This window comes from Mojavia sp. (genome assembly GCF_059505145.1).
Genome location: NZ_JCACKA010000018.1, coordinates 135,117 through 157,481, shown reverse-complemented (window position 1 = coordinate 157,481; position 22,365 = coordinate 135,117). Strand labels below are relative to the sequence as shown.

Sequence of the window (22,365 nt, the reverse complement as noted above, 5' to 3'; positions counted from 1 at the left end):
TTACGCATTTTGGTAAATCAGGGCTGCGGATGAGAAATCCTCAGCCTTGACTTTGAAGCGGGTAGTCTCTTGACGCAAACCTTGAGCAACTTGATTAAGTTGGGCGATCGCATGATTAATTTCCCGCAACGAATCTGCTGTTTGTGAGGATGTACTACTAAGCTGCATCATTGCATCGCTAATTTGTATTGCTCCTTGAGATTGTGCTTCCATACCCTGATTGACGCTATCAAATCTTGGTGTCAAATCTTGTACTTGATTGATGATTTGCGTAATCTGAGTGCTAATACTGGCAACATCTTCCACACTCCGCCCTACTTCAGAAGCAAACTTATCCATTTCCATCACACCTGTGGATACTGACGATTGCATTTGCTTGACCATTTTTTCAATATCTAGGGTAGCAACCGCAGTTTGATCTGCTAGACGGCGAATTTCTCTGGCGACTACCGCAAAGCCCAAGCCATACTCTCCTGCTTTCTCCGCTTCGATTGCCGCATTTAATGACAGCAGATTGGTTTGGTCTGCAACCTTGGTGATGGTGATCACGATACTGTTAATGTTGTTAGCATTTTCACTAATGACTCCGAGTCTGGCAGCGATCGCATTTGTGGCTTGTGCCAGTTGGCGCATATTTGTTTCCATCCGCAACAAGTCTTTTTGGCTATTGTTAGCGGCTGAAGTTGTAGATTGCGACATATCCGCTACTTCTTCCATTGTTGTCATCAGTTCCCTGGAGGTAGTAGATATTTCTTTGACTGCTGCTGTCACCTCGTTGGTAGAGGCTAACTGCTCAGTTATGGTAGCCTCCAACTGCTTACCTGATGCTGCTATTTTTGTTGTTGAAGTTGTCACTTGTATGCTGGAGTGCTGTACCTGACGTATCAGGGTGTTCAGATTTTGATTCATGCTTTTAAAAGCAATCATCAGCTTGCCAATTTCATCTTTTTTGTTCGAGTCAGCATTAACTTCATTAGTCAAATTACCTTGAGAAATTTGTTCTGCAAAACCGACAACACGAATAACTTGAGTTGCAATTTGACGTGAAATAATACTTCCAAAAAATATTGCTATAACTGGGCCTAATAATATGCCAACAGAGATCCAAAAGGTGCTGAGATTCACATCAACTTCTGCTGTTTTACGAACATCTGATGCATATTCTTGATTATTTTGCAAAACAGCAACAATTGCTTCATCAGTTTTTCTAAATAGGTTCACTCCTTCATTAAGTAAATATCTATTTAAGTTTCTGTGTGCTGTTATTGCTGCTTTAACAGTTGCCATCTCAGGCGTATTACTTTTACCTTGGCTTACTAATTCAAGTTGGATTTTCCAGGGATTATTAATACCCATGCGAGTATATTCATGCTCCAAACTCATGAATTTTAGGTGGGATTGTTTCCAAGCATCCCATACTGGACGTAATTTTTGATAAAGTTCTTCTTCTTCCTTATTATTCTTAGGAGCAGATTCATATTGCTTAAACCCTTCATCAATTTGTTCCCAAGTTTTTTGCATATCAGCTAATGTAGCCTGCCTTTGCTCAGTAGTTATATCTAAAGTCAGCAAAAATCTTTGGAGTGCCTCAACTTTGCTCTGCCCCTCATTGACTTTCCATAGCCCATCAATACTTGGTAGGTTATTAGCTGTCAGAGTGTTAATGTGCTTTGATAGCCGAGAATTTCCATTCCATCCGACTAAACCAACAAATAAAACTAACAATCCCATCAATGAAAAGGAACTAATTAGCCGCCATTGAAAACTCATGTTTTTAAGCATATATACCTGGGATTGATTATTTTCGTAAATTTCGTAATAGAAGAACTAAATTGCTTTTTGGTTAATCAGAATTTAGAACTGAAGTGAGATGGATTCAGCAAAATTATGATTTGAGTTTTCTGCCTTGACCTTAAAGCGGGAAATCTCTTGACGCAAACCTTGGGCAACTTGATTGAGTTGAGCGATCGCATTATTGATTTCTCTTAAGGAAGCCGCCGTTTGTACTGATGTGCTACTCAACTGCGTCATTGCATCGCTAATTTGTTGCGCTCCTTGAGACTGGGTTTCCATCCCCTGATTAACAGCTTCAAATCGCGGTGTCAAATCTTGCACTTGCTCGATAATTTGTCCGACCTGAGTACTAATATTGGCAACATCTTCCACACTCCGCCCTACCTCTGTGGCAAACTTGTCCATCTCCATCACGCCTGTAGACACTGAAGATTGCATTTGTTTGACCATCTGCTCAATATCAAGGGTGGCGACAGCTGTTTGATCTGCCAAACGCCGAATTTCTCTAGCAACCACAGCAAAGCCTAAGCCATACTCTCCGGCTTTCTCTGCCTCAATTGCCGCATTTAACGACAGCAGATTTGTTTGGTCTGCCACTTTGGTAATCGTGACTACGATATTGTTAATATTGTTGGCTTTCTCACTAATCACCCCAAGTCTAGAGGCAATGGAATTGGTAGCCTCTGCCAGTTGGCGCATAGTAGATTCCATGCGTAGTAAGTCTTTTTGGCTATCGTTGGCTGCTGTTGTTGTGGTTTGTGACATTGCTGCCACTTCTTCCATAGTTTTGACTAGTTCTCTAGAGGTGGCAGTTATTTCTTTGGCTGCTGCTGTCACTTCGTTAGTAGAAGCTACCTGCTCAGTAATTGTTGCTTCTAGTTGCTTACCTGATGCTGCTATTTGGGTAGCTGAGGAAGTAGCTTGTATACCAGACTGCTGTACCTGACGGATCAGAGTATTTAAATTCTGAGTCATGCTCTGGAAAGCTTTGAGAAGCTGCCCAACCTCATCTTTACTGTTGGATGTTCCTTCAATCACAGTTTGTGTTAAATCACCAATAGAAATTTTTTCTGCTGCTTGTACAGCTCTAGAAATTCTAGCTCCTAAAAATTGGGCAATTAAAAACGTAGCAAGAGTAGCAATAAATAAAGATAATATTGAAGCAATAACCGCGGCTAAACTCAAGAAAGCTATAGAAGATTTTGTTGAAGCAATATTTTTTTCTAATATCTCTTTTTCTGTTGCGTCAAACTCTTTCCCAATTTCCTCAAAATCAAGAATTATAACATTTGTTTTCTGAAAAAAATCTTGTAGCGCATCTTTGTTATTGCTTATATCAAAATTTAAATTAACTATTTCTTCTTTAAGTGAGTTGTATGTTTCATAAAATTGTTGTATTTTTTTTAACTTTTCTTTTTGTCTTACATCTTCAGCTATATTAATTGCTTGTTCCAGCCCTTCCTGAAACTGTTGCTGATCTTTTAGATATAAATCTAGAGCATCCTTATTAAATCGAGGATCAATTACATAGCGACGAACTCGTCGATCCATATTCAGTATGCTAAGGTGCATACGGTTTTGTTCTGTAAGAGCTATCTGTGAAGCATTAACTTGTTTAAATGTCTGTCCTATTTGATTAGAATTCAAATAAACCATGCCACTAAAACTAATCATTAAAACTGTTGGTATAGAAAAGCCTAGTAAGGTTAAATCTTTAATTTTCCAGTTGGCAATCATGTTATTTTCCTCATTGTTGATTAAATTTATTCTTAAACCTAAGCTAAGTTTTTCGTTTTGGAAATAAATTATAGTAAGTAAAAAAAATAAATATGATAAATATCAGTCCAAGTAATGCCTGTATAAAAAGCTCTTGAACTGCAAACCAAATTATTGAAATTACCTGCCGCCAGCATGGATTGAGTACAAGGCAATAAAAATGCCTGTATGTGCAGAGTTCCCACGCTAGGTAAAAGACAAACAACCTGTAAATAAACAATAAAAAACTACAAGTTTCTTTACGGTTGGGTGAGTGCCTTTATACCTTAGTTCACAAATGATTTTGGAGCCTGTGGATACGCTGCCAGAGGAGATTGGCACCAGCTACATCTCCCTGATGTTCTTTCAGTAATGCTAAATGGGTAAGCGCTTCTTCTTGGGTAGGTTGCAAATAGATTGCTTTTTGGAAAGATTCTGCGGCTTGTTGATTCTGACCGATCGCTTGTTGTGCTTGACCAAGCAGGACATAGGCCTCAACACTAATTCGATTTTGGCTGAGATAGTCGTTGCACAGTTGAATCGCTTCATTTAAGCAGCCTTGATTAGCTAGCGCTTTGGCTTGTTCTAACAAGTCTGGTGTGGAATCTGGAAGGATCTGATTTGTATTAGTTTTGGCAACTGGCTGTTGTGTTTGGGATTTGGACAGTTGAGGAGGTCTTTTATCTGCGATTGCTTGTTTTCGGGGATCTGGATGCTTTTTGGCTGAATGACGAGAAATACTTACCTTTCTATAAGCAAATGCTAACGAGTGTGGAACTGCCACAAACTGCGAGTTGAATAGTACACCGGCTTCTGCATGTCCGACAAACAACAAACCAGTTTGGCTTAATAATTTTTCTATAACGCTAATGGTGCGTTCTTTGGTATCGCGGTCAAAGTAGATTAACAGGTTACGGCAGAAGATAACATCGTAAGGCGCTGTTCCAGCCAGAAAATCTGGATTGACTAAGTTTCCTTGGCTAAAATTCACCATATGTCTTACTTGTTCACTCAATTGATATCCGGCTGGAGTTGCCTGGAAATAGCGAGCTTGAAAGGAGGGTGAACAACCACGAAACGAGTATTGGTCATAAATTGCTCGTTGGGCAGTTGCAAGACACTTGTTGCTAATATCAACTGCATCAATGTGGATGTTTGCTACATTCAATCCTGACTCTAAGGCGGCGATCGCAATCGAATATGGTTCTTCACCGGTTGAACAAGGCACACTCAAAACCCGCAATACGCGCTGCGATTGATTTGGCAACCACTCAGAGATGGCATATTGCTGCAAAAATTTAAATGACTCTGGTTCTCGCAAGAACCAAGTTTCAGGAACAATCACACTGTCAATTAGTGCTTGCCATTCTTGACTAGATTCTTCTAAGTGCCTTAAGTAGCTTGCTATATCTGTTATTCCACAATCTGCCATCCGCCGATCAATAGCTCTAGCGATCGCACCAGAGCCAATTGAAGAGGCATCTAAACCAATCTTCCGTCTTAATAAAGCTTCGCCCTCAGAATATGTCATTTGTTCAGCGATGCTTGATTGCTTATGGTAAAGGCTGTAGCAGGAGTAAACAATGTCAAGAAATTGAGTTTCCCTGACTTTCGGGCAAGAAATAAACTTGCTCAGACTCTGATAACAAATACTCAGTGCGAAGGCACTGAATCATACCTTGGTTATCTACGATCATCTTACCCAAGTAGGGCACTGCACTCATCTGGACATTGACATCCACTAAATCAACATCAGCTTTATGTAAAGTTTCTACAACTCGTTCTGCCATCAATCCCAAAATATAAGAAGCTTGCTGTTCTGAGGCGGTATCGCGCTTATTACCCCAATAGTTGATGAGGATGATTCGAGTACTTAAATAATCACGACTGCTTTTACCGTGCATCAACTGGCATAAATCAATTACTGGTACAATCTGTCCCCGATAGTTAAAAATACCAGCAAAATAATCAGGTTTATGGGGAAGGGTTCTAAGGCTGACGAGGGGTATTACTTCTAGCACTTGATCGCTGGCTAGCGCGTAACGTTCATTCTCGATACAGAACAGCAACATTAACATCAATTTACCTCACCCAGGCTGCAAAAAAGTATTTTCCCTCTCAAGATAGCCCCATGATCCCGAAAGTGAGAACCCTATTTTCGTTAAGATGTCTGTCTCAATTAATGATTCTAAAAACTAGATGTTAATTCGCTCAGAGTTTTAGGGAACTTTATTATTAGAAATTTAGAGACTTATACCTCCAGGCATGAATATACTATGTTCTATAACCTATTTCGTGAGCCTAATCCCAAATCTCCAACTCCATTCGAGCGAGATATTGAGGCTTTAGTTCAAACCCTTAAAGAAAAAGTTACTGAGATTTATCAAAAAAATCCACCTGATTCTTGTATAGGAATGTGGATATATGGAACGAAACTTGAAATTCAAAATACTCTTGAAAACCAAGGAATGTTAATATTTAAAAATTCTGCTGATCTAATAGTCAAAAAGTATAGTCATAGCCTGAAAGAAGGAGAACCTAAGAATATTGATGAGGTCTCTGAATATCTCAAACAACAGGCAAATAATAACTATAGCAAATCTAAAAATCTTGCTGTTGAAGTGAATATATGGATTAATGATATTCAATTAGCTTCAAAAAGTGAGAATTTAGATGAGGTTTTGAGGGTAATTGAAAGTTTAGAAATTAGAGTTAGTGATTTTAAGAAGAAAAAAGCTCTAGATTATTTCCAATGAAATTAACCTGAAATTTAGTTAAATAGAAGAGTGCATTAAATAATTAATAATACAATAATCTCAATTAATGCACTCTTCTTTACGCCTTTGCGCGAAACTAAAACTCAGCATTCTGCGGTGTACGTGGGAAGGGAATAACATCCCTAATATTTCCCATACCTGTCATAAATTGCACCAAACGTTCAAAACCCAAGCCAAAACCAGCGTGGGGAACAGTACCGAAACGACGCAAATCAAGATACCACCACAAATCTTCTGGCTTCATACCTTGTGCCGCTACGCGGCGTTCTAGGACATCTAAGCGTTCTTCCCGCTGGGAACCGCCAATAATTTCACCGATTTTAGGTGCAAGGATATCCATTGCCCGGACAGTTTTTTCGTCGTCGTTCAAGCGCATATAAAACGCTTTAATTTGGGCTGGATAATCTGTAACGATTACAGGTTTCTTAAAGAGTTGTTCTGCCAAGTAGCGTTCGTGTTCTGATTGTAAATCTAAGCCCCAACTGACGGGATATTCAAATTTAAAATCAGCTTTTTCCAAAAGTGCGATCGCATCCGTGTAAGTTAGACGCTCAAATTGATTATTAATAATATTTTCGGCGGTTGCTAAAACAGTATTGTCAATACGTTGATTAAAAAATTCCATGTCTTCTGGGCATTTTTCCAACACATATTGAAAAATGTGTTTGAGAAACGCCTCAGCTAAATCCATATCGCCTTCTAGGTCGCAAAAAGCCATTTCCGGCTCAACCATCCAAAATTCTGCTAAGTGGCGCGAAGTGTTGGAATTTTCTGCACGGAAGGTAGGGCCAAAGGTATAGACGTTACTAAACGCCATCGCCATGACTTCCGCTTCTAACTGACCGCTAACTGTTAAATATGTGGGTTTACCAAAAAAGTCTTGGCTGTAATCTATTGCTTGGTTCTCTGTGCGGGGAATATTTTTTAGATCCAAGCTGGTGACGCTAAATAATTCTCCTGCACCTTCGCAATCGCTAGCAGTGATGATGGGTGTGTGTACCCACAAAAAGCCTCTTTCTTGGAAAAATTGGTGAATTGCGGTAGAACAAGCATTTCTGACGCGGAAAACTGCACCAAAGGAATTAGTACGTGATCGCAAATGTCCAATAGTTCGCAAAAATTCAAAGGAATGACGTTTCTTTTGCAGTGGGTATGTTTCGGGATCAGCTTCACCGTAGACTTTCAGGGTTTCTGCTTTCAGTTCAATGCGCTGTCCTTTACCTTGCGAAGCAACCAAAACTCCAGTAACTTCTATCGCCGCACCTGTATTTAAATTTTTCAATATAGCTTCGTAGTCTGGCAAATCCTGATTAATCACGACTTGCAAATTAGCTAGTGATGAGCCGTCATTGACTTCAATAAAAGCAAAACCTTTAGACTCGCGTTTTGTCCGCACCCAGCCTTGAACCAAGAGGGACTCATCAGGTTGACCACTTCGCAATATTTCTGCAATCCGTCGATTTACCATATTTACCCAGCACAGGACTTTAATATCCAGCCTATGATAACGCCCATTCCACCAAAGCGGACGGCTTGCCAGAAAGGTTTTTTGAGGCTACCCCAAGAAAATAACTGGCTTTCTAAGTTTATTTCTAGCATTTCTAACTGCTGTTTAATGTGCCGTAATTCTGCTTTGATTTCTGGCGTTGGATATTTATTTTGCTGCAATTCGCGGCGACGCTGTTGCCATTGTGCCTTTTGTTCGCGATCGCTTTGTATTTGGTTGTAGCGTTCTTTTAAAGATAAAAGCGATCGCTCTACTTCTTCTAATTCTTGTTCAAATTCTGGTTCGGGATTTCCTGCTGGCGGTTGTGGTTGTTTAGGCGGCTTCATTTACAAGTAGTAAACTAAGATTAAAAGCGAGTTTGCCACTTATATTTAGCTTTTTTGGCAGCTAATGGCAACGACGCCAGCCTTTTGATTTTACTAACGCGACAAAGCACTCTTTAGCTCACTCAGCACTCAGGACTTAGTATCATGTCTCAACCTACCGAGTTGCCTAAAACAACTCAACTGAATGAACTTAGCACTTTGGAACTAGCCCAAGCACTGATGGAGAGACTAAGCATTTCTCCTAACGATTGGCATCGCCTCAAGTCTAACCGCAATTCTCGTGCCAATGAACAAGCCGCCGCCGCTATTGTATTTCTCCTGAAGAATCAGCCACAGGAAGCTCTCGCCAGATTAGAACAGGCTGCTGGTTGGTTAGATCGCTCTATTTCTGCTCCCCCTTGTCCAACTCACGGTCATCAGGGAACAGGGGCTAGGGATTAGGGATTGGGGATCGGGGATTGGGAAGCAGAGGGGCAGGGAGCAGGGGAGGTAGCAACTCAGAACTCAGCACTTTGCTATACCCAGTCCCAATACCCAATATCTCATCCCTTACCGCCGCAGAGACAAGCGAGGCCGATTTTCTAATAATTTACAAAGCCTTAATTCTGTGCCTTTGCGGTTCCACTCTACCTGATCAAAGATTTGATGCAGAAGGCATAAACCGCGACCACTTTCCGCTTCATCTGGTGGGAGATAGTCTGTGGGATCAGTGGGATCACTGGGATCGGCATCACAAGTAGATTCAGACGAGGGCAGAAAGCCGCTGCCTTGGTCTGATATTACCCACCAATATTGATTATCTATTAACGAAAAACGCACTACAACTCTTTTACTAGGATCAAGATTATTGCCATGTTTCGCTGCATTGACTAAGGCTTCTTGAAGTCCTAGGCGCAGCTCTGCTTGCAATTTGGCTGGAATTTCTGCCAACAGAAGGTCTAATATCGGACATAAATAGAGAGTTGAGGCGAAACTGATCGTACCCCAATAACGTCCAACCGGACGGAGCGAAATGGTAATCACAAGAGAAACCCCATAGCTTTCAGTTAGCTAGACATCAGTTTGCTGTTACAGGCACCCTGATAAAAATTGAGGTGGTCATGCTGCCTTCAAACTTGCGTCTTTAAAACTAAATTTTGAAAATGCTGGGGAGCATTGACTCGGTTTATGAGCTTGGATAGCTTAATATTTAAAACGGCTGGCAAGAACTTTTTAAGCTAGTTAGCAACTTAAGAGAAACCTAGAATTTGAAACAGCATTATCATGTTCTGTGTGTTAGCCGATTTCTACTTTAAACAATCGCATTCATCTTTTTTGGAGCCTATGCAACTTCGATTTTTTAAATGAATTTAAATCTATTTTTAGCTTAATTCAATTTTAGCATTTTTACTATGCACTAGACTACAAATTTCAAATTTGAGTTTTTGTAAAGGACGCATTACCCCTATCTAACTGTGATAACACAAGGAATGCGGCTGCTTCCACATGAGCGGTTTGGGGAAAAAAATCAGCGGGTTGAACCCGTGTGAGATTATACAGCCCATCTTGACACAGTAATTTGAGGTCACGAGCAAGGGTGGCTACTTTACAGCTGACGTAAACAATCCGAGATGGTTTCACTTGCCGTAAAGTGTCAATGACAGTGCGATCGCATCCCTTGCGGGGCGGATCAAGTAAGACCACATTTGGTATAGTACCCATCTGTGGCAGCAAACTCTCAACGGCCCCTACTTGAAATGTGACATTTTTGATTCCATTGCGTTGGGCATTTAAAATTGCTTGTTGTACAGCCTCTGGTTGTACTTCTATTCCTGTCGCTTGCTTTACTTGTTTTGCTAAAGGCAAAGTTAAAGTGCCAATACCGCAATAGGCATCAACTAGTATTTCATGTCCTTGGAGATTGAGTTCTGACTGAATTACCTCTAACAGTGCTTCGGCGGTTTCAGTATAAACTTGGAAAAATGTATCTGGGCGGACTTGAAATTCCAATCCAGCAAATTTTTCATGTAAATAAGGCATTCCCGCAATACAACGAGTTTCGCTGCCAAAGATTGCATTTGTGCGATCGCGATTGCGATTTAACGACACACCCACCAACTGCGGATAGCGTTTTAACCACTCCTGCGCTTGATTTTCAATTCCTGATAAATTCCAGTCCTTGACGATTAAAGTCAGCAATATTTCTCCAGTACGTCTGCCAATGCGTAAACCGAGGTGACGAACTTGCCCTTGGTGGCGTTGTTCATCATAAATTTGCCAACCCCGCTTTTGGATATCCTGCTTAACTTCTGCAAGTATTGGATTTAATCTTGAGTCTTGCACTGGGCACTGATTCAAGTTAATTAATTGGTGGCTAGCTTTTTGGTAGTACCCAGTTTGTACTTGTCCTGTAGCAGATTTGCCTAGAGGATAGGTAGCTTTGTTGCGATATCCCAAAGGTGAGGCTGCTACAAGCACTGGGTCTACTGGCGGTTGGATAAAACCACCAATGCGTTCTAGAGCTTGCATAACTTGATTGCGCTTGGCTATTAACTGAAACTCATAGTCAATATGCTGCCACTGGCAACCACCACACTTATCAGCGACAATGCAACTCGGCCGACTCCGATGCGGCGATGGTTGCAATAATTCCTGAAGCTTGCCGTGGGCGTAGTTGGGTTTGACGTGTACCAAACGGACAATCACGCGATCGCCTGGTACAGTATCAGGAACAAATACTACGCGCTCATTTGAGCGTCCTACACCATCGCCCGTATCACTCAGGTCTGCGATCGTAACTTCAATTAATTCACCCTGCTGCCAAACTTTATTAGTCATTAGTCAATTGTCAGTTGTCAGTTGCTAGTTGTTATTCTGCTCATCCCCTCTACTCCCCTACTTCCCTCATATCCCTTTATTTGTGTACCTCAGACTCGTTAAACTAGCAAATAATATTTCACGTGATTACAATAATCATGACTGTAATTAGCCAAGTAATTCTCAAAGCCGACGACGAACTGCGTTACCCCAGCAGTGGCGAACTCAAAAGTATCCAAGCCTTTTTGAAGACCGGCGCACTACGGACGCGGATTGCCGCTACCTTAGCTGAGAACGAAAAGAAAATTGTTCAAGAAGCAACTAAGCAGCTATGGCAGAAGCGTCCTGACTTTATCTCCCCTGGTGGGAACGCTTACGGCGAACGTCAGCGTTCTTTATGTATCCGTGACTTTGGCTGGTATTTGCGTCTGATTACCTATGGCGTACTTGCTGGTGACAAAGGGCCAATTGAAAAAATTGGTTTGATTGGCGTGCGGGAAATGTACAATTCATTGGGCGTTCCCGTGCCTGGGATGGTAGAAGCTATCGCTTCCCTGAAAAAAGCCTCCCTTGACTTACTAAGTGCAGAAGACGCTGCTGAAGCAGCACCTTACTTTGATTACATTATTCAAGCGATGTCTTGATACAAAGTGTGTGCTGGTTGATTAGCGGTCTTTTTGTCTCCCAAAATGAGTGCCAACTATGAGCGCTCAAGATTCATAACATTTCTAATTTGATCATACCTTCCCCACACATGGTAGTGGCTCTGGCAAAATCTATGTCAAGTTACTAACCATCTGTGGGGAAATTTTATGGACATTGAAGGGTAAGCGAGGACAAGGGGATAAAGGGAATTATATTTTTCTTCTTGTTAACCAAAGGAAGGCATCGGAGCCACTGCGGTCTTGGGGTTTCCACAAGTAGAGCAAGTGACGTCGCAGAAGGCAGAAAGTTTAAAAATAAATCCTTCCTCTGCCACTTTCTTTTCAAGCCCCTAAATTTATGAGCAAAAGTAAAAAAATGTATTTTGAGACGCGCAGTGAGCCCAATCCTAAAGAAGAGTTTCCCTCCGTAGGGAACTGGCGCTCGCGCAGCGTACCCGTAGGATTCACCCGAAGGGCGCAAAAAATACAGCATTCTTGTTCACATAGCTGCCATCTGCCTTCTACTTAGAACTCAATAAAAACAAAAAGCCGACAGTCTTTTATCAAAGGCTGCCAGCAATTAGTATGTTCCCTATTAATGACTCGGCTAGAGTTCAGTTATACGTAATTATGGCAGTTTGCGAATTATCCAGAGAAGATCTTAATCAAGAGTAATAGTGATTTTCATCACTTGATCGTTAGAGCCAAATTAGATTTGCCTGACATAGGCAAAACCACATTATTACCCAAGGAACTGTAACCCACGTTACAAAGTCAAATTTTATATAAATACGAATTTGTCTAATTAAAAATGCATCTTCATCTTGTAAAACTTCTAGCTGGGACAATTCTGCTAGCAACATCCTTGGGTTGCGCCAAGCCACCCCAGAACCAATCATCCTCAGGCAATACTGTCACGGCTACACCTACTGCAATCGAGACCATTTCTCAGTCAACAACCACCAAACCAGCCACCAAAACTGCCTTTATTAGTATTGAAGGAGAAAAAACTCCCGTTACACTGAGACTTTATGATCAATCCAGGGATTTGTTTACTACCTACTTTCCCGAAAAAGATTTTCTGGCTGAAGGAGGTAGTTCTGGTGAAGGCACAGGAGCTAGATTTATTGCTAATTTTGGTGGCAAGAAAAATGAAAATGTATATGTCCACCTTGCCTTTCTGAATAATTTCAAAACTCTAGGACAGCTAAGAAGCTTTGTAAACGCTAAAAATGGTCTGATTGCATCTAATGGTTGGCGAATTGTCAGCCGTACTCAAACAGCCCCCTATCGTTGGGCAAAAGAAAAGATTGTTTTTAGTAAAGGAAAAAACATTGTAGGTAATCTATACCTGGGTCAACAAAATGGCAAATCTTTCTATGTAATTACCCATTATCCAGTAGAATACGGCGATGGATTTCCACCAAGAGCAGACTTAATTTTACAGAATCTGCAAGTTAATCGTTAAATAAATAATGCAGCAAAGTTGGTTTAACGACAAATGAGTGTATTAACACCCATTTGTTTCAAATTAAACAGAGGTGTTAAGTGCGATTGGTAGTGTTTGAAGAGGGTTCGCATATTAAATTTTGTAAAGTTTGTGCTAATGGTAGTTGAGAGCAATTACCAGAGTTGATTGCTAACAAATTAGATTTATCTAACATAATAACCAGACTCAGCGGTAATTATTTGAGAGTTTACTGATTGATAAATTTAACGCTAATCAGTAGATTTTAAATCCAGATGACCTTAATATAATTCTCATTTAATCCAAAACATTGGTGATGTTAGTTTAAGTTGGGAATTAATTATGAATCAACTAAAAGCTTACACCTTAGCGTTTTTATTGACTGGATTTGTTTTTACCCAACCGAGTCGTGCTGCTGAATTACCATCTCTTTCAGCACAGATTAAAGAAGTAGTACAGTGGTTTACTGGCAAATTTGATAATGTGAACCAAGTAGCGACTAATCCTTCAGTACCACTCATTACTATGACAAATTGTCAAGTGCAGCTAGATGGTAATAGTGGGACAGGTGAAACTCAAAATGTTTATTTGGAACAGCAAAGTCCAGTATTCAACCGGGTACGCTTTTATTCCTTCGGATTAGGCAGTGGTGCTATAGACTTAGGCATTCGTAGCTTTATCAATTCAAGCAGTTTGAGTGGACTTTGCGATCGCCCTGTATCGCAAAGAATTATTAGCCAAAATAATCTTGCTGCTGCTGTTTGTAGTCTGGATCTCATCTATGAGCAGAATCGCTATGTTGGGAATAATGCACCAACAGGTTGCCCAACCAGTACTGGCGGTAAGGTAGTATCCAGCGTCTCAATTCAAGCCAACAGTATCAATTCGTTAGACCAGATTTTTAGCAGCAGTGGTCAGTTGCTGGTAAATACCCCCATTGAATTTCGGCGGATACCAACAGTTCCTGAGTCTTCACCTTTAGCTGGATTAGTAATTGCAGGTGCTGGCTTGGCCTTTTTGCGACGGAGAAAGCAAGCGAGAGTGTTGATGATTAAATCAGTGAACAGTAGACAGTCATGACAAATGAAGGGGTTACCATGCACCCCTCATATTTTGGATATTTGATTGAATAAGATAATAGCGATCGCTATTAAGTATTTTGTAGGAATACTAGATTGGGAGTAACGATGCTAGGAGAACAAAAACACAATAATTATTTATCAGAAGCAGAAAGCCGTTTACGTCAACTTTCTCCTGAACGCTTGCGAGTAGCAGTAGCTTTTCTAGCTTATTTGCAAGAAACTACAGAAAATCATGTAAAGGAGGAACTAATGAGCATTCCTGGTTTTGCCGCATCTTTTCATAACACTGAAAAAAGCCAAGACAAGCTAGAGGAAACAGCCTCAAACCAATTTGCCGAGGATGCAGAAGTATGGCAGGCTTATTTAGCTTCTGAAAAAAAATGGGAAGAGGTATATCGCCGCCTTGCAGACTCCTAGATTTCTTTCTAATTCTCAGGTTATCAAGATTCACGAACGCCAAATTGAGATATTTGGCGGTACTGCTGGTATCAGAGACGAAGGCTTACTAGATTCAGCTTTAGCTCAACCTCAAACTACCTTTGGCGGCGAACTTCTTCATCCTACTATTCATGAGCAAGCAGCAGCTTACCTCTACCATCTGGCAATGAACCATCCCTTTATTGATGGCAATAAGCGCACTGCATTCGCTGTGATGGATACCTTTATCACCTTAAACGGCTATACTTTGAATTTGTCAGTAGAGGAAGCTTACAACTTGGTGATTCGAGTAGTGCAGCGGGAAATTTCCAAAGAAGAATTATCTACATTCCTTCAACTGCATCTACAGAGCAATTAAATCGATAGAATAATGCTCTGTCCTTTTGGTGCATTAGTTCCATGACCGCCAAATCTGCTCCCTTTTCCTCCCAAGAAATAGCCGCCGAAGGTATTAAGCCAGAAGAATATGAAGAAATTGTCCGACGGTTAGGGCGACATCCCAACAAAGCTGAATTGGGAATGTTTGGGGTGATGTGGTCAGAGCATTGCTGTTATAAAAATTCACGACCTTTACTCAAGCAGTTTCCCACAACGGGGCCCCGCATACTTGTAGGGCCTGGTGAAAATGCTGGTGTTGTAGATTTAGGCGACGGGTTGCAACTTGCTTTTAAGATTGAATCCCATAACCACCCTTCAGCTGTTGAACCATTCCAAGGAGCTGCAACAGGAGTAGGAGGTATCCTCAGAGATATCTTTACAATGGGGGCGCGTCCGATTGCTCTCTTAAATTCGCTGCGTTTCGGTTCTTTAGAAGATGGAAGAACACAAAGACTTTTCCAAGGTGTGGTAGCTGGTATAAGCCACTACGGTAATTGTGTAGGTGTACCAACTGTTGGCGGCGAAGTCTACTTTGACCCTGCTTATTCTGGCAATCCCCTGGTGAATGTCATGGCATTGGGATTGATGGAAACTTCAGAAATCGTCAAATCAGGAGCATCTGGTTTAGGCAACCCCGTGCTATATGTTGGTTCCACCACCGGACGTGATGGCATGGGAGGAGCGAGTTTTGCTAGCGCAGAATTGAGTGATGAATCAATAGATGACCGTCCAGCCGTGCAAGTTGGCGACCCCTTTTTAGAAAAGTCTCTAATTGAAGCTTGTTTGGAGGCGTTTAAAACCGGTGCGGTTGTCGCTGCACAGGATATGGGTGCTGCTGGGATCACCTGTTCAACATCGGAAATGGCAGCCAAAGGCGGTGTAGGCATTGAACTAGATTTAGATAAGATACCCGTGCGAGAAACAGGGATGGTTCCCTATGAGTACCTACTTTCAGAATCTCAAGAACGGATGCTGTTCGTTGCCCATAAGGGACGTGAGCAAGAGTTAATTGATATTTTTCACCGTTGGGGACTACAAGCTGTTGTCGCTGGGACAGTAATTGCTGACCCGATTGTGCGGATTCTCTTTCAAGGTGAAGTTGCAGCAGAAATTCCTGCTGATGCTTTGGCAGAGAATACCCCTTTATATCACCGAGAATTATTAGCTCAACCGCCAGAATATGCTCAAAAAGCTTGGGAATGGACTCCTGAGTCTTTACCACCCTGTACCGCTGCTGGCATCGAAATTCAAGGCAGGCTACAAAGTTGGAATGATATCCTATTAACTTTACTTGATACACCAACGATCGCATCTAAAAACTGGGTATATCGTCAGTATGACCATCAAGTACAAAACAATACTGTAGTACTACCTGGCGGTGCTGATGCCGCTGTGGTGCGTTTACGTCCGCTGGAAGAAATCCCCAATTTAAAATCCAAAATCGGAAATTTACAATCAGCTGTTGCAGCGACAGTAGATTGCAATCCTCGATACGTCTACCTTGATCCCTATGAAGGAGCTAAGGCAGTAGTAGCAGAAGCTGCCCGGAATCTTAGCTGTGTGGGCGCAGAACCGCTAGCGGTGACAGATAACCTCAATTTTGGTAGTCCAGAAAAACCGATTGGTTACTGGCAATTAGCAGAAGCTTGTCGCGGTTTGGCTGAAGGTTGCCGTGAATTGGCAACGCCTGTGACTGGAGGCAATGTTTCCCTTTATAATGAAACCCTCGATTCTCAAGGCAACCCACAACCCATTTATCCCACTCCTGTTGTCGGTATGGTGGGGTTGATTCCTGATGTTAGTCAAGTTTGTGGACAAGCTTGGCAAGGAGTTGGTGATGTAATTTATCTTCTTGGATGGTCTGTGTCATTCAAAAATACTTTAGGAGCATCTGAGTATTTAGCAACTGCCCACGGCGTAATTGCAGGCAAACCACCACGAGTTGATTTTGACTTAGAACGTCGTGTCCAGAAAGTTTGCCGTGAAGGAATTCGTGCAGGTTGGGTACGTTCAGCTCATGATTGTACTGAGGGAGGATTAACTATTGCTGTAGCAGAATGTTGTATTGCTGGCAACCTCGGCGCTCAAATCCAGTTGCAAACTTCTGTCAATCAATCACAACGCCTTGATGAAGTGCTATTTGGCGAAGGTGGTGGGCAAATCATCATTTCTGTGGCGTCTGAACACCAAGAGATTTGGGAATCATACTTAAAGGAACATTTAGGGCAACAATGGCAAAAACTAGGCACGGTTGCTAATTCTAATGTTGGTTTGGAAGTTTTAACTTCTGATAATCAATTCTTAATCAAGGTTAGCATTGAAGAGATTAGCGATCGCTATTCCCATGCGATCGCAAGGCGTCTAGACATTCAAACTACTACCCCTAGTTAAGTCGTAAAATCCCCCCTACCCGGATCATTAGCGTCAATTAGCATAATTACGGTACTGTTTTAATAGATGGTTAAAGTTTTATTAAGAGAACTGCAATTATCCATTAAATAATCCCAGTGACTTGACACCCCCACCAGGAGCAAAGTTAGCATGATTCCCTACCATTCCGTCACTTCGGATGACTACCCCGAAAAGACTAATAATTCAGTTAATAGTGATGAAAATCGTCCAGACAAGCCAGAAGAAGCCTGTGGTGTTTTTGGCGTCTATGCGCCAGGAGAAGACGTTGCAAAACTGACCTATTTTGGATTGTACGCACTCCAACACCGGGGTCAAGAATCAGCTGGCATTGCTACCTTTGAGGGTACACAAGTACATCTGCATAAAGATATGGGCTTGGTGTCTCAAGTCTTTAATGAGTCCAACTTGAATCATTTGCCTGGTAGTCTAGCCGTTGGGCACACTCGTTATTCCACTACGGGTTCTAGCCGCAAAGTGAATGCCCAGCCTGCTGTTGTCGAAAGCCGCTTAGGTTCATTAGCTCTTGCACATAATGGTAATTTAGTCAATACTGTGCAGTTGCGCGAAGAATTACTGAAGAGCGAATGTAACTTAGTGACAACAACCGACTCAGAAATGATTGCATTTGCGATCGCTGAAGAAGTGAATGCTGGTGTAGATTGGTTAGAAGGTTGTATTCGAGCATTTCGCCGCTGTCAAGGAGCCTTTAGTTTAGTAATAGGTACTCCTGAAGGCATTATGGGTGTGCGTGATCCCAATGGTATCCGCCCTTTAGTAATTGGTACTTTGGCTGGTAATCCTGAGCGTTACGTACTAGCTTCTGAAACTTGTGGCTTAGATATCATTGGAGCCGATTATGTACGGGATGTGAACCCAGGTGAGTTAGTTTGGATTACTGAAGCAGGTTTGACTTCTTACCAATGGCATCAACAGTCCCAGCGCAAGCTTTGTATTTTTGAGATGATTTACTTTGCCCGTCCTGATAGCATCATGCACAACGAGAGTTTGTACAGCTACCGGATGCGATTAGGACGACAACTAGCGGCAGAATCTGCTGTTGATGCTGATATGGTCTTTGGCGTTCCCGATTCTGGTATCCCAGCTGCCATCGGTTTTTCTCAAACTTCTGGCGTTCCTTACGCTGAAGGATTGATTAAAAACCGCTATGTTGGGCGCACCTTTATTCAGCCAACGCAAACTATGCGTGAGTCAGGTCTCCGCATGAAACTCAACCCCCTCAAAGATGTGCTAGTGGGTAAACGGGTAATTATCGTAGATGATTCGATTGTCCGAGGAACCACCAGCCGAAAATTAGTCAAAACTTTGCGTGATGCGGGTGCAGTAGAAGTACATATGCGAATTTCCTCCCCGCCAGTAACTCACCCCTGCTTTTATGGCATCGATACAGATAGCCAGGATCAGCTAATTGCGGCTACTAAATCAGTAGAAGAAATTGCCAAGCAGTTGGAAGTAGACACCCTCGCCTATCTCAGTTGGGAAGGAATGTTACAAGCGACCAGAGAAGACACCAACAGTTTCTGTTCTGCCTGCTTCACTGGAGATTACCCCGTTTCTATTCCTGAGCAAGTGAAGCGTTCTAAGTTGATATTAGAAAAGGTAGTGGTGTAGGAACTGGGGTCTGGGGATTGGATACTGGGAAATTTTCCTCATCCATTATCCCCTATCCCAATATCTGCTCAGGCTAGAATTGGTAAATTCCCTAACACAAATGGTTTATGAACCAGCCAATAAGTGAGAGAGTGCGCTGGACAACAACCGACTTAAAGTTGTTTCCAGATAACGGCAACCGTTATGAAATTATCGACGGGGAATTGTTTGTGACGAAAGCACCTCACTGGAAGCATCAAAAAACTTGTGTCAGAATTAGTGCTGCCTTAGATAGCTGGTCACAAACTACTGGTTTAGGAGAAGTTGTAATTGCTCCAGGCATAATTTTTGGTGATGCTGATAATGTAATTCCAGATGTTGTCTGGGCTAGCAATGAGAGACTAGCTGGACTGTTAGATGAGGCTGGGCATTTGACTGCTGCACCAGAATTGATAGTAGAGGTGCTATCTCCCGGTAGTGAGAATGAAAAACGGGACAGAGAACTCAAACTTAAGCTCTACTCGTCAAGGGGTGTCAGGGAATACTGGATTGTAGATTGGCGTCAGCAACAGGTGGAAGTTTATCGACGCGAACAAACAATTTTGAAGTTAATTGCTACCTTATTTAATGGTGATGAATTGAACTCACCACTATTACCTAATTTTAGTTGTGCGATCGCTCGCTTGTTTTCTTAACTGTGCTGTAAGAACTCAACTTTGGGTAATAGAGGATCACTAACAATGCCCATACCACTAAAACCCCAGCGTTTGAGCAAACTGCCTACTTGTGTACCAGGAATAGATTCCACAGCAAAGCGGTTTGCTACCTCTGCGGCATGGGTGTTGAGATAGCTTAAAGCATCAAAGCTTTCCCGAAACAATAACAGATAACCCGATGCTTCAGCGTTCGGACGAGCTGTGAGATAACGACCATCAGATTTTGAGCGCACCAAGTAATAGACTTCAGACAGCATGGAGTGAGGGAGTGGGGGAGTGCTGATAAATGTAAGTTTTTTAGATTTTGCGTTTTGAACAACGCCGGGACGCGGAAGGGGAGAAATTTCCGAACGAAAAAATAAGCTTTTTCCGACTGAATTTGAAAAAACTACACCTGTGAGGTGGGGGAGCAGGGAAGAAAGAATAACTAATGCCCAATGCCCAATGCCCCATGCCCAATGCCTAATTTAGATTTTCTAGGCGAATGCGTGGATCAGCAGCCTTCAACAACAAGTCAGCGGCTAAGTTGCCCACAATTAACAGTACTGCGCCCATGACCAAGCTTGCCATTAATAAATACAAATCTTGCGCTTGTAAAGCTTGTAAAGTCAACCTTCCTAAACCTGGCCAGTTGAAGAACTGTTCGGCAATGAACGCACCGTTTAATAAACCAGCCAACTCAAAACCCAATAAGGTAATTAACGGGTTGATAGCGTTACGCAGAGCATGAACGTAAATCACACGATTTTCTGGCAGTCCTTTGGCACGGGCTGTTTGGATGTAATCTTGGCGCATAACATCCAATAATTCACCACGAGTAATACGCTGCAAACCAGCAAAACTTGTGATTGAAAGGGCGATCGTTGGTAAAATCATATGCCAAGCGAGATCGAGAAATCTGCCAAACCACGATAGTTCCGAGTGGTTGATGCTAGTCATGCCACCCACCGGGAAAACAGGCGAGGTAACTTGGGCTAAGATGAGTAAAAATAGGGCAGTGATAAAACTGGGGAATCCTTGCCCAGCGTAGCTAATCACCTGTAAAATGCGGTCAGTCGACTTATTTTGCTTAACTGCGGCGATGATACCTAGAGGGATTGCGATCGCCCATGTGAAGATTAAAGAAGCGATCGCCAACAGCAAAGTCGCAGGTATCCGTTCCCATAACAGCGAAGCTACCGAGCGTTGATAAACAAAACTAGTGCCAAAATCTCCTTTTGTCAAGATTCGCCATAGCCACAGCCCTAATTGCTCTGGCCAAGACTTATCCAAACCAAACTGCCGCTTAATTTCCTCAATTCTCTCTGGAGAAATTTTTGGGTTTTGCCGTAGTGTGTCTACATAATCTCCTGGAGCAAGTTGAATAATGAAAAACGACAATGCAGACGCCAAAAATAAAGTCAACAGCGCCTGTAATAGCCTTTTCATTACATAAATAAAAGTCTCACTCGTGACTAGCCTAATTAACCAGTCCCGACTTGTCTCCATGGAAATTCTTGTAGATGTCATAGCAGTTTGTCAGTTATCAGTTGTCAGTTTGTCAAAACCACTAGCCATTGACCATACTAATATTCAATCAAGGAAATAATCGGCACATCTGGCAGATGTTTACGTCCTTGTAAATCTCGTAGTTCGATAATAAACCCAAAGCCCACTAATTCGCAGCCAATGTTTTGCACCAACTTTGCCGTTGCACTTGCTGTTCCACCTGTGGCAATCAAATCGTCCACAATCAAAACTCGGCTACCTGGAGACAAGGCATCCTGATGCACTTCCAAGGAATCTGTACCGTACTCTAAATCATATTCAATTGAGTGAACTGCTGCTGGTAACTTACCTTTTTTGCGGGCAGGAATAAAACCAGCTCCTAATTTATAAGCCAGAGGAGAGCCAAAAATAAATCCCCGCGATTCCATTCCCACGATATAATCCGCCTTTAATTCCATATCTGTGCATCTTTGTGCAAAAAAATCAATAGTATAACGTAATCCCTGAGGATCGCGTAGCAACGTAGTGATATCTCGAAATAAAATTCCGGGTTTAGGAAAATCTGGAATATCGCGTATTAGAGACTTCAAATCCATAAAATTGATATTAGGGATTGGTGAGACAGCGCTCTTGGTAGGGTTTCCAACGCCACTTGCAACAAGAGCGGCTCGCCGCCCAACGCAGTGGCTACTCCGCAGGTGAGTCAGCGTGGTCTTGGGGGTTTCCCCCATGAGCGACTACCCCGAAGGGGTTATCGAAGAGTACCCGCAAGGGTATTGGGTATAGGGTAGCGGGTATTGGGCATTTAGAAAACTCTTTTCTTGTTCCAGTGCTTATTTCCTGTTCCCTAGTACCCAGTCCCTAGACCCCAATTCCCGATACCTGACAAATCGTACACTATAATGTCATACGCTGGGGATCGAAGCGGAAGTTTCGCTAACCATTGACGACGACTTGAATCTAACTCAAGCTAGGGATGGAATTGCACTACCAAATGAGGCTGATACACTTATGTATTAAAAATTGAATTTTAATATAAGGAAACTTTTGAGTAGAAGAAAGAAGCAATGTACATATCACGCAATACTTCTACTGCTACAAGAGTAATGTTTTTGTTTGGCTACTTATCTTAAATTAGTTTTACCTAGTCTGTTGGAACCGCACAAGGTATCTATA

At 42.1% G+C, this 22,365-nt stretch carries 21 protein-coding genes; 10 read left to right on the top strand and 11 right to left on the bottom strand.

The features are described from left to right. The 4 genes from AC5JL8_RS02335 to AC5JL8_RS02320 form a co-directional block, all read right to left on the bottom strand. Window positions 1-1,782 carry a methyl-accepting chemotaxis protein gene (locus AC5JL8_RS02335; RefSeq protein WP_495878162.1) on the bottom strand — a complete coding sequence of 594 codons (1,782 nt, stop codon included), beginning with the start codon at window positions 1,780-1,782 and terminating at the stop codon, window positions 1-3. Between the two features lie 72 nt (window positions 1,783-1,854). Continuing rightward, complete coding sequence (locus AC5JL8_RS02330) at window positions 1,855-3,531, bottom strand: methyl-accepting chemotaxis protein (RefSeq protein ID WP_495878161.1); 1,677 nt, start codon at window positions 3,529-3,531, stop codon at window positions 1,855-1,857. Between the two features lie 310 nt (window positions 3,532-3,841). Next, on the bottom strand, window positions 3,842-5,080 hold the full coding sequence (locus tag AC5JL8_RS02325) for a CheR family methyltransferase (protein ID WP_495878160.1): 1,239 nt from the start codon (window positions 5,078-5,080) through the stop codon (window positions 3,842-3,844). 55 nt (window positions 5,081-5,135) lie between these two features. Then, the gene (locus AC5JL8_RS02320; RefSeq protein WP_495878159.1) at window positions 5,136-5,627 is read right to left on the bottom strand and encodes a chemotaxis protein CheW; all 492 of its coding nucleotides are present in this window, start codon (window positions 5,625-5,627) and stop codon (window positions 5,136-5,138) included. Between the two features lie 198 nt (window positions 5,628-5,825). Between AC5JL8_RS02320 and AC5JL8_RS02315 the strand changes: the two genes are divergently transcribed. Continuing rightward, window positions 5,826-6,305 (top strand): hypothetical protein, encoded by a 480-nt coding sequence (locus AC5JL8_RS02315; protein WP_495878158.1) that lies wholly within the window; start codon window positions 5,826-5,828, stop codon window positions 6,303-6,305. 97 nt (window positions 6,306-6,402) lie between these two features. On the opposite strand, the gene asnS is transcribed toward AC5JL8_RS02315, so the two are convergent. Then, a complete protein-coding gene (asnS, locus tag AC5JL8_RS02310) occupies window positions 6,403-7,794 on the bottom strand; it encodes an asparagine--tRNA ligase (protein ID WP_495878157.1) in 1,392 nt (463 codons plus the stop codon). Window positions 7,795-7,796: 2 nt separating this feature from the next. Beyond that, on the bottom strand, window positions 7,797-8,159 hold the full coding sequence (locus tag AC5JL8_RS02305) for a sll0565 family protein (RefSeq protein ID WP_495878156.1): 363 nt from the start codon (window positions 8,157-8,159) through the stop codon (window positions 7,797-7,799). 144 nt (window positions 8,160-8,303) lie between these two features. On the opposite strand from AC5JL8_RS02305, the gene AC5JL8_RS02300 reads away from it, so the two are divergent. Further along, entirely contained in the window at window positions 8,304-8,600 is a 297-nt protein-coding gene (locus AC5JL8_RS02300; protein ID WP_495878155.1) for a DUF6439 family protein, read from the top strand. Window positions 8,601-8,708: 108 nt separating this feature from the next. On the opposite strand, the gene AC5JL8_RS02295 is transcribed toward AC5JL8_RS02300, so the two are convergent. Further along, complete coding sequence (locus tag AC5JL8_RS02295) at window positions 8,709-9,182, bottom strand: ATP-binding protein (protein ID WP_495878154.1); 474 nt, start codon at window positions 9,180-9,182, stop codon at window positions 8,709-8,711. A 387-nt stretch (window positions 9,183-9,569) separates the two neighbouring features. Continuing rightward, window positions 9,570-10,976 (bottom strand): 23S rRNA (uracil(1939)-C(5))-methyltransferase RlmD, encoded by a 1,407-nt coding sequence (gene rlmD, locus AC5JL8_RS02290; RefSeq protein ID WP_495878153.1) that lies wholly within the window; start codon window positions 10,974-10,976, stop codon window positions 9,570-9,572. A gap of 137 nt (window positions 10,977-11,113) precedes the next feature. On the opposite strand from rlmD, the gene AC5JL8_RS02285 reads away from it, so the two are divergent. The 8 genes from AC5JL8_RS02285 to AC5JL8_RS02250 all read left to right on the top strand — a co-directional run bounded on the left by AC5JL8_RS02285 (window position 11,114) and on the right by AC5JL8_RS02250 (window position 19,680). Continuing rightward, complete coding sequence (locus AC5JL8_RS02285; protein ID WP_495878152.1) at window positions 11,114-11,599, top strand: allophycocyanin; 486 nt, start codon at window positions 11,114-11,116, stop codon at window positions 11,597-11,599. Between the two features lie 811 nt (window positions 11,600-12,410). Next, on the top strand, window positions 12,411-13,067 hold the full coding sequence (locus AC5JL8_RS02280; protein WP_495878151.1) for a hypothetical protein: 657 nt from the start codon (window positions 12,411-12,413) through the stop codon (window positions 13,065-13,067). Window positions 13,068-13,409: 342 nt separating this feature from the next. Then, the gene (locus AC5JL8_RS02275; protein WP_495878150.1) at window positions 13,410-14,147 is read left to right on the top strand and encodes a chromophore lyase CpcT/CpeT; all 738 of its coding nucleotides are present in this window, start codon (window positions 13,410-13,412) and stop codon (window positions 14,145-14,147) included. A 107-nt stretch (window positions 14,148-14,254) separates the two neighbouring features. Beyond that, entirely contained in the window at window positions 14,255-14,566 is a 312-nt protein-coding gene (locus AC5JL8_RS02270) for a hypothetical protein (protein WP_495878149.1), read from the top strand. Then, window positions 14,553-14,945, top strand: a complete 393-nt coding sequence (locus AC5JL8_RS02265) for a type II toxin-antitoxin system death-on-curing family toxin (RefSeq protein ID WP_495878148.1) — start codon at window positions 14,553-14,555, stop codon at window positions 14,943-14,945. The genes AC5JL8_RS02270 and AC5JL8_RS02265 overlap by 14 nt, the downstream gene beginning before the upstream one ends. A 41-nt stretch (window positions 14,946-14,986) precedes the next feature. Then, window positions 14,987-17,356, top strand: coding sequence for a phosphoribosylformylglycinamidine synthase subunit PurL (purL, locus tag AC5JL8_RS02260; protein WP_495878147.1), 2,370 nt, complete (start codon window positions 14,987-14,989; stop codon window positions 17,354-17,356). Window positions 17,357-17,506: 150 nt separating this feature from the next. Continuing rightward, window positions 17,507-19,006 carry an amidophosphoribosyltransferase gene (purF, locus tag AC5JL8_RS02255; RefSeq protein WP_495878146.1) on the top strand — a complete coding sequence of 500 codons (1,500 nt, stop codon included), beginning with the start codon at window positions 17,507-17,509 and terminating at the stop codon, window positions 19,004-19,006. Window positions 19,007-19,113: 107 nt separating this feature from the next. Continuing rightward, a complete protein-coding gene (locus AC5JL8_RS02250) occupies window positions 19,114-19,680 on the top strand; it encodes a Uma2 family endonuclease (RefSeq protein ID WP_495878145.1) in 567 nt (188 codons plus the stop codon). Here AC5JL8_RS02250 and AC5JL8_RS02245 read toward each other — a convergent pair. The 3 genes from AC5JL8_RS02245 to AC5JL8_RS02235 form a co-directional block, all read right to left on the bottom strand. Continuing rightward, a complete protein-coding gene (locus AC5JL8_RS02245; protein ID WP_495878144.1) occupies window positions 19,677-19,958 on the bottom strand; it encodes a hypothetical protein in 282 nt (93 codons plus the stop codon). The genes AC5JL8_RS02250 and AC5JL8_RS02245 overlap by 4 nt on opposite strands. Before the next feature lie 205 nt (window positions 19,959-20,163). Then, window positions 20,164-21,210 (bottom strand): ABC transporter permease, encoded by a 1,047-nt coding sequence (locus AC5JL8_RS02240; protein WP_495878143.1) that lies wholly within the window; start codon window positions 21,208-21,210, stop codon window positions 20,164-20,166. A gap of 56 nt (window positions 21,211-21,266) precedes the next feature. After that, window positions 21,267-21,785 carry an adenine phosphoribosyltransferase gene (locus tag AC5JL8_RS02235; RefSeq protein ID WP_495878222.1) on the bottom strand — a complete coding sequence of 173 codons (519 nt, stop codon included), beginning with the start codon at window positions 21,783-21,785 and terminating at the stop codon, window positions 21,267-21,269. Between the last annotated feature and the right edge of the window lie 580 nt (window positions 21,786-22,365).

Coding starts and splice junctions, on each gene's coding strand:
- AC5JL8_RS02280 (WP_495878151.1), top strand. CDS start 12,411: ATGCATCTTCATCTTGTAAAACTTCTAGCTGGGACAATTCTGCTAGCA.
- AC5JL8_RS02245 (WP_495878144.1), bottom strand. CDS start 19,958: ATGCTGTCTGAAGTCTATTACTTGGTGCGCTCAAAATCTGATGGTCGT.
- rlmD (WP_495878153.1), bottom strand. CDS start 10,976: ATGACTAATAAAGTTTGGCAGCAGGGTGAATTAATTGAAGTTACGATC.
- AC5JL8_RS02320 (WP_495878159.1), bottom strand. CDS start 5,627: ATGTTAATGTTGCTGTTCTGTATCGAGAATGAACGTTACGCGCTAGCC.
- AC5JL8_RS02235 (WP_495878222.1), bottom strand. CDS start 21,785: ATGGATTTGAAGTCTCTAATACGCGATATTCCAGATTTTCCTAAACCC.
- AC5JL8_RS02285 (WP_495878152.1), top strand. CDS start 11,114: ATGACTGTAATTAGCCAAGTAATTCTCAAAGCCGACGACGAACTGCGT.
- AC5JL8_RS02300 (WP_495878155.1), top strand. CDS start 8,304: ATGTCTCAACCTACCGAGTTGCCTAAAACAACTCAACTGAATGAACTT.
- AC5JL8_RS02240 (WP_495878143.1), bottom strand. CDS start 21,210: ATGACATCTACAAGAATTTCCATGGAGACAAGTCGGGACTGGTTAATT.
- AC5JL8_RS02275 (WP_495878150.1), top strand. CDS start 13,410: ATGAATCAACTAAAAGCTTACACCTTAGCGTTTTTATTGACTGGATTT.
- purL (WP_495878147.1), top strand. CDS start 14,987: ATGACCGCCAAATCTGCTCCCTTTTCCTCCCAAGAAATAGCCGCCGAA.
- AC5JL8_RS02335 (WP_495878162.1), bottom strand. CDS start 1,782: ATGCTTAAAAACATGAGTTTTCAATGGCGGCTAATTAGTTCCTTTTCA.
- AC5JL8_RS02305 (WP_495878156.1), bottom strand. CDS start 8,159: ATGAAGCCGCCTAAACAACCACAACCGCCAGCAGGAAATCCCGAACCA.
- AC5JL8_RS02270 (WP_495878149.1), top strand. CDS start 14,255: ATGCTAGGAGAACAAAAACACAATAATTATTTATCAGAAGCAGAAAGC.
- AC5JL8_RS02330 (WP_495878161.1), bottom strand. CDS start 3,531: ATGATTGCCAACTGGAAAATTAAAGATTTAACCTTACTAGGCTTTTCT.
- AC5JL8_RS02325 (WP_495878160.1), bottom strand. CDS start 5,080: ATGACATATTCTGAGGGCGAAGCTTTATTAAGACGGAAGATTGGTTTA.
- purF (WP_495878146.1), top strand. CDS start 17,507: ATGATTCCCTACCATTCCGTCACTTCGGATGACTACCCCGAAAAGACT.
- AC5JL8_RS02250 (WP_495878145.1), top strand. CDS start 19,114: ATGAACCAGCCAATAAGTGAGAGAGTGCGCTGGACAACAACCGACTTA.
- AC5JL8_RS02315 (WP_495878158.1), top strand. CDS start 5,826: ATGTTCTATAACCTATTTCGTGAGCCTAATCCCAAATCTCCAACTCCA.
- asnS (WP_495878157.1), bottom strand. CDS start 7,794: ATGGTAAATCGACGGATTGCAGAAATATTGCGAAGTGGTCAACCTGAT.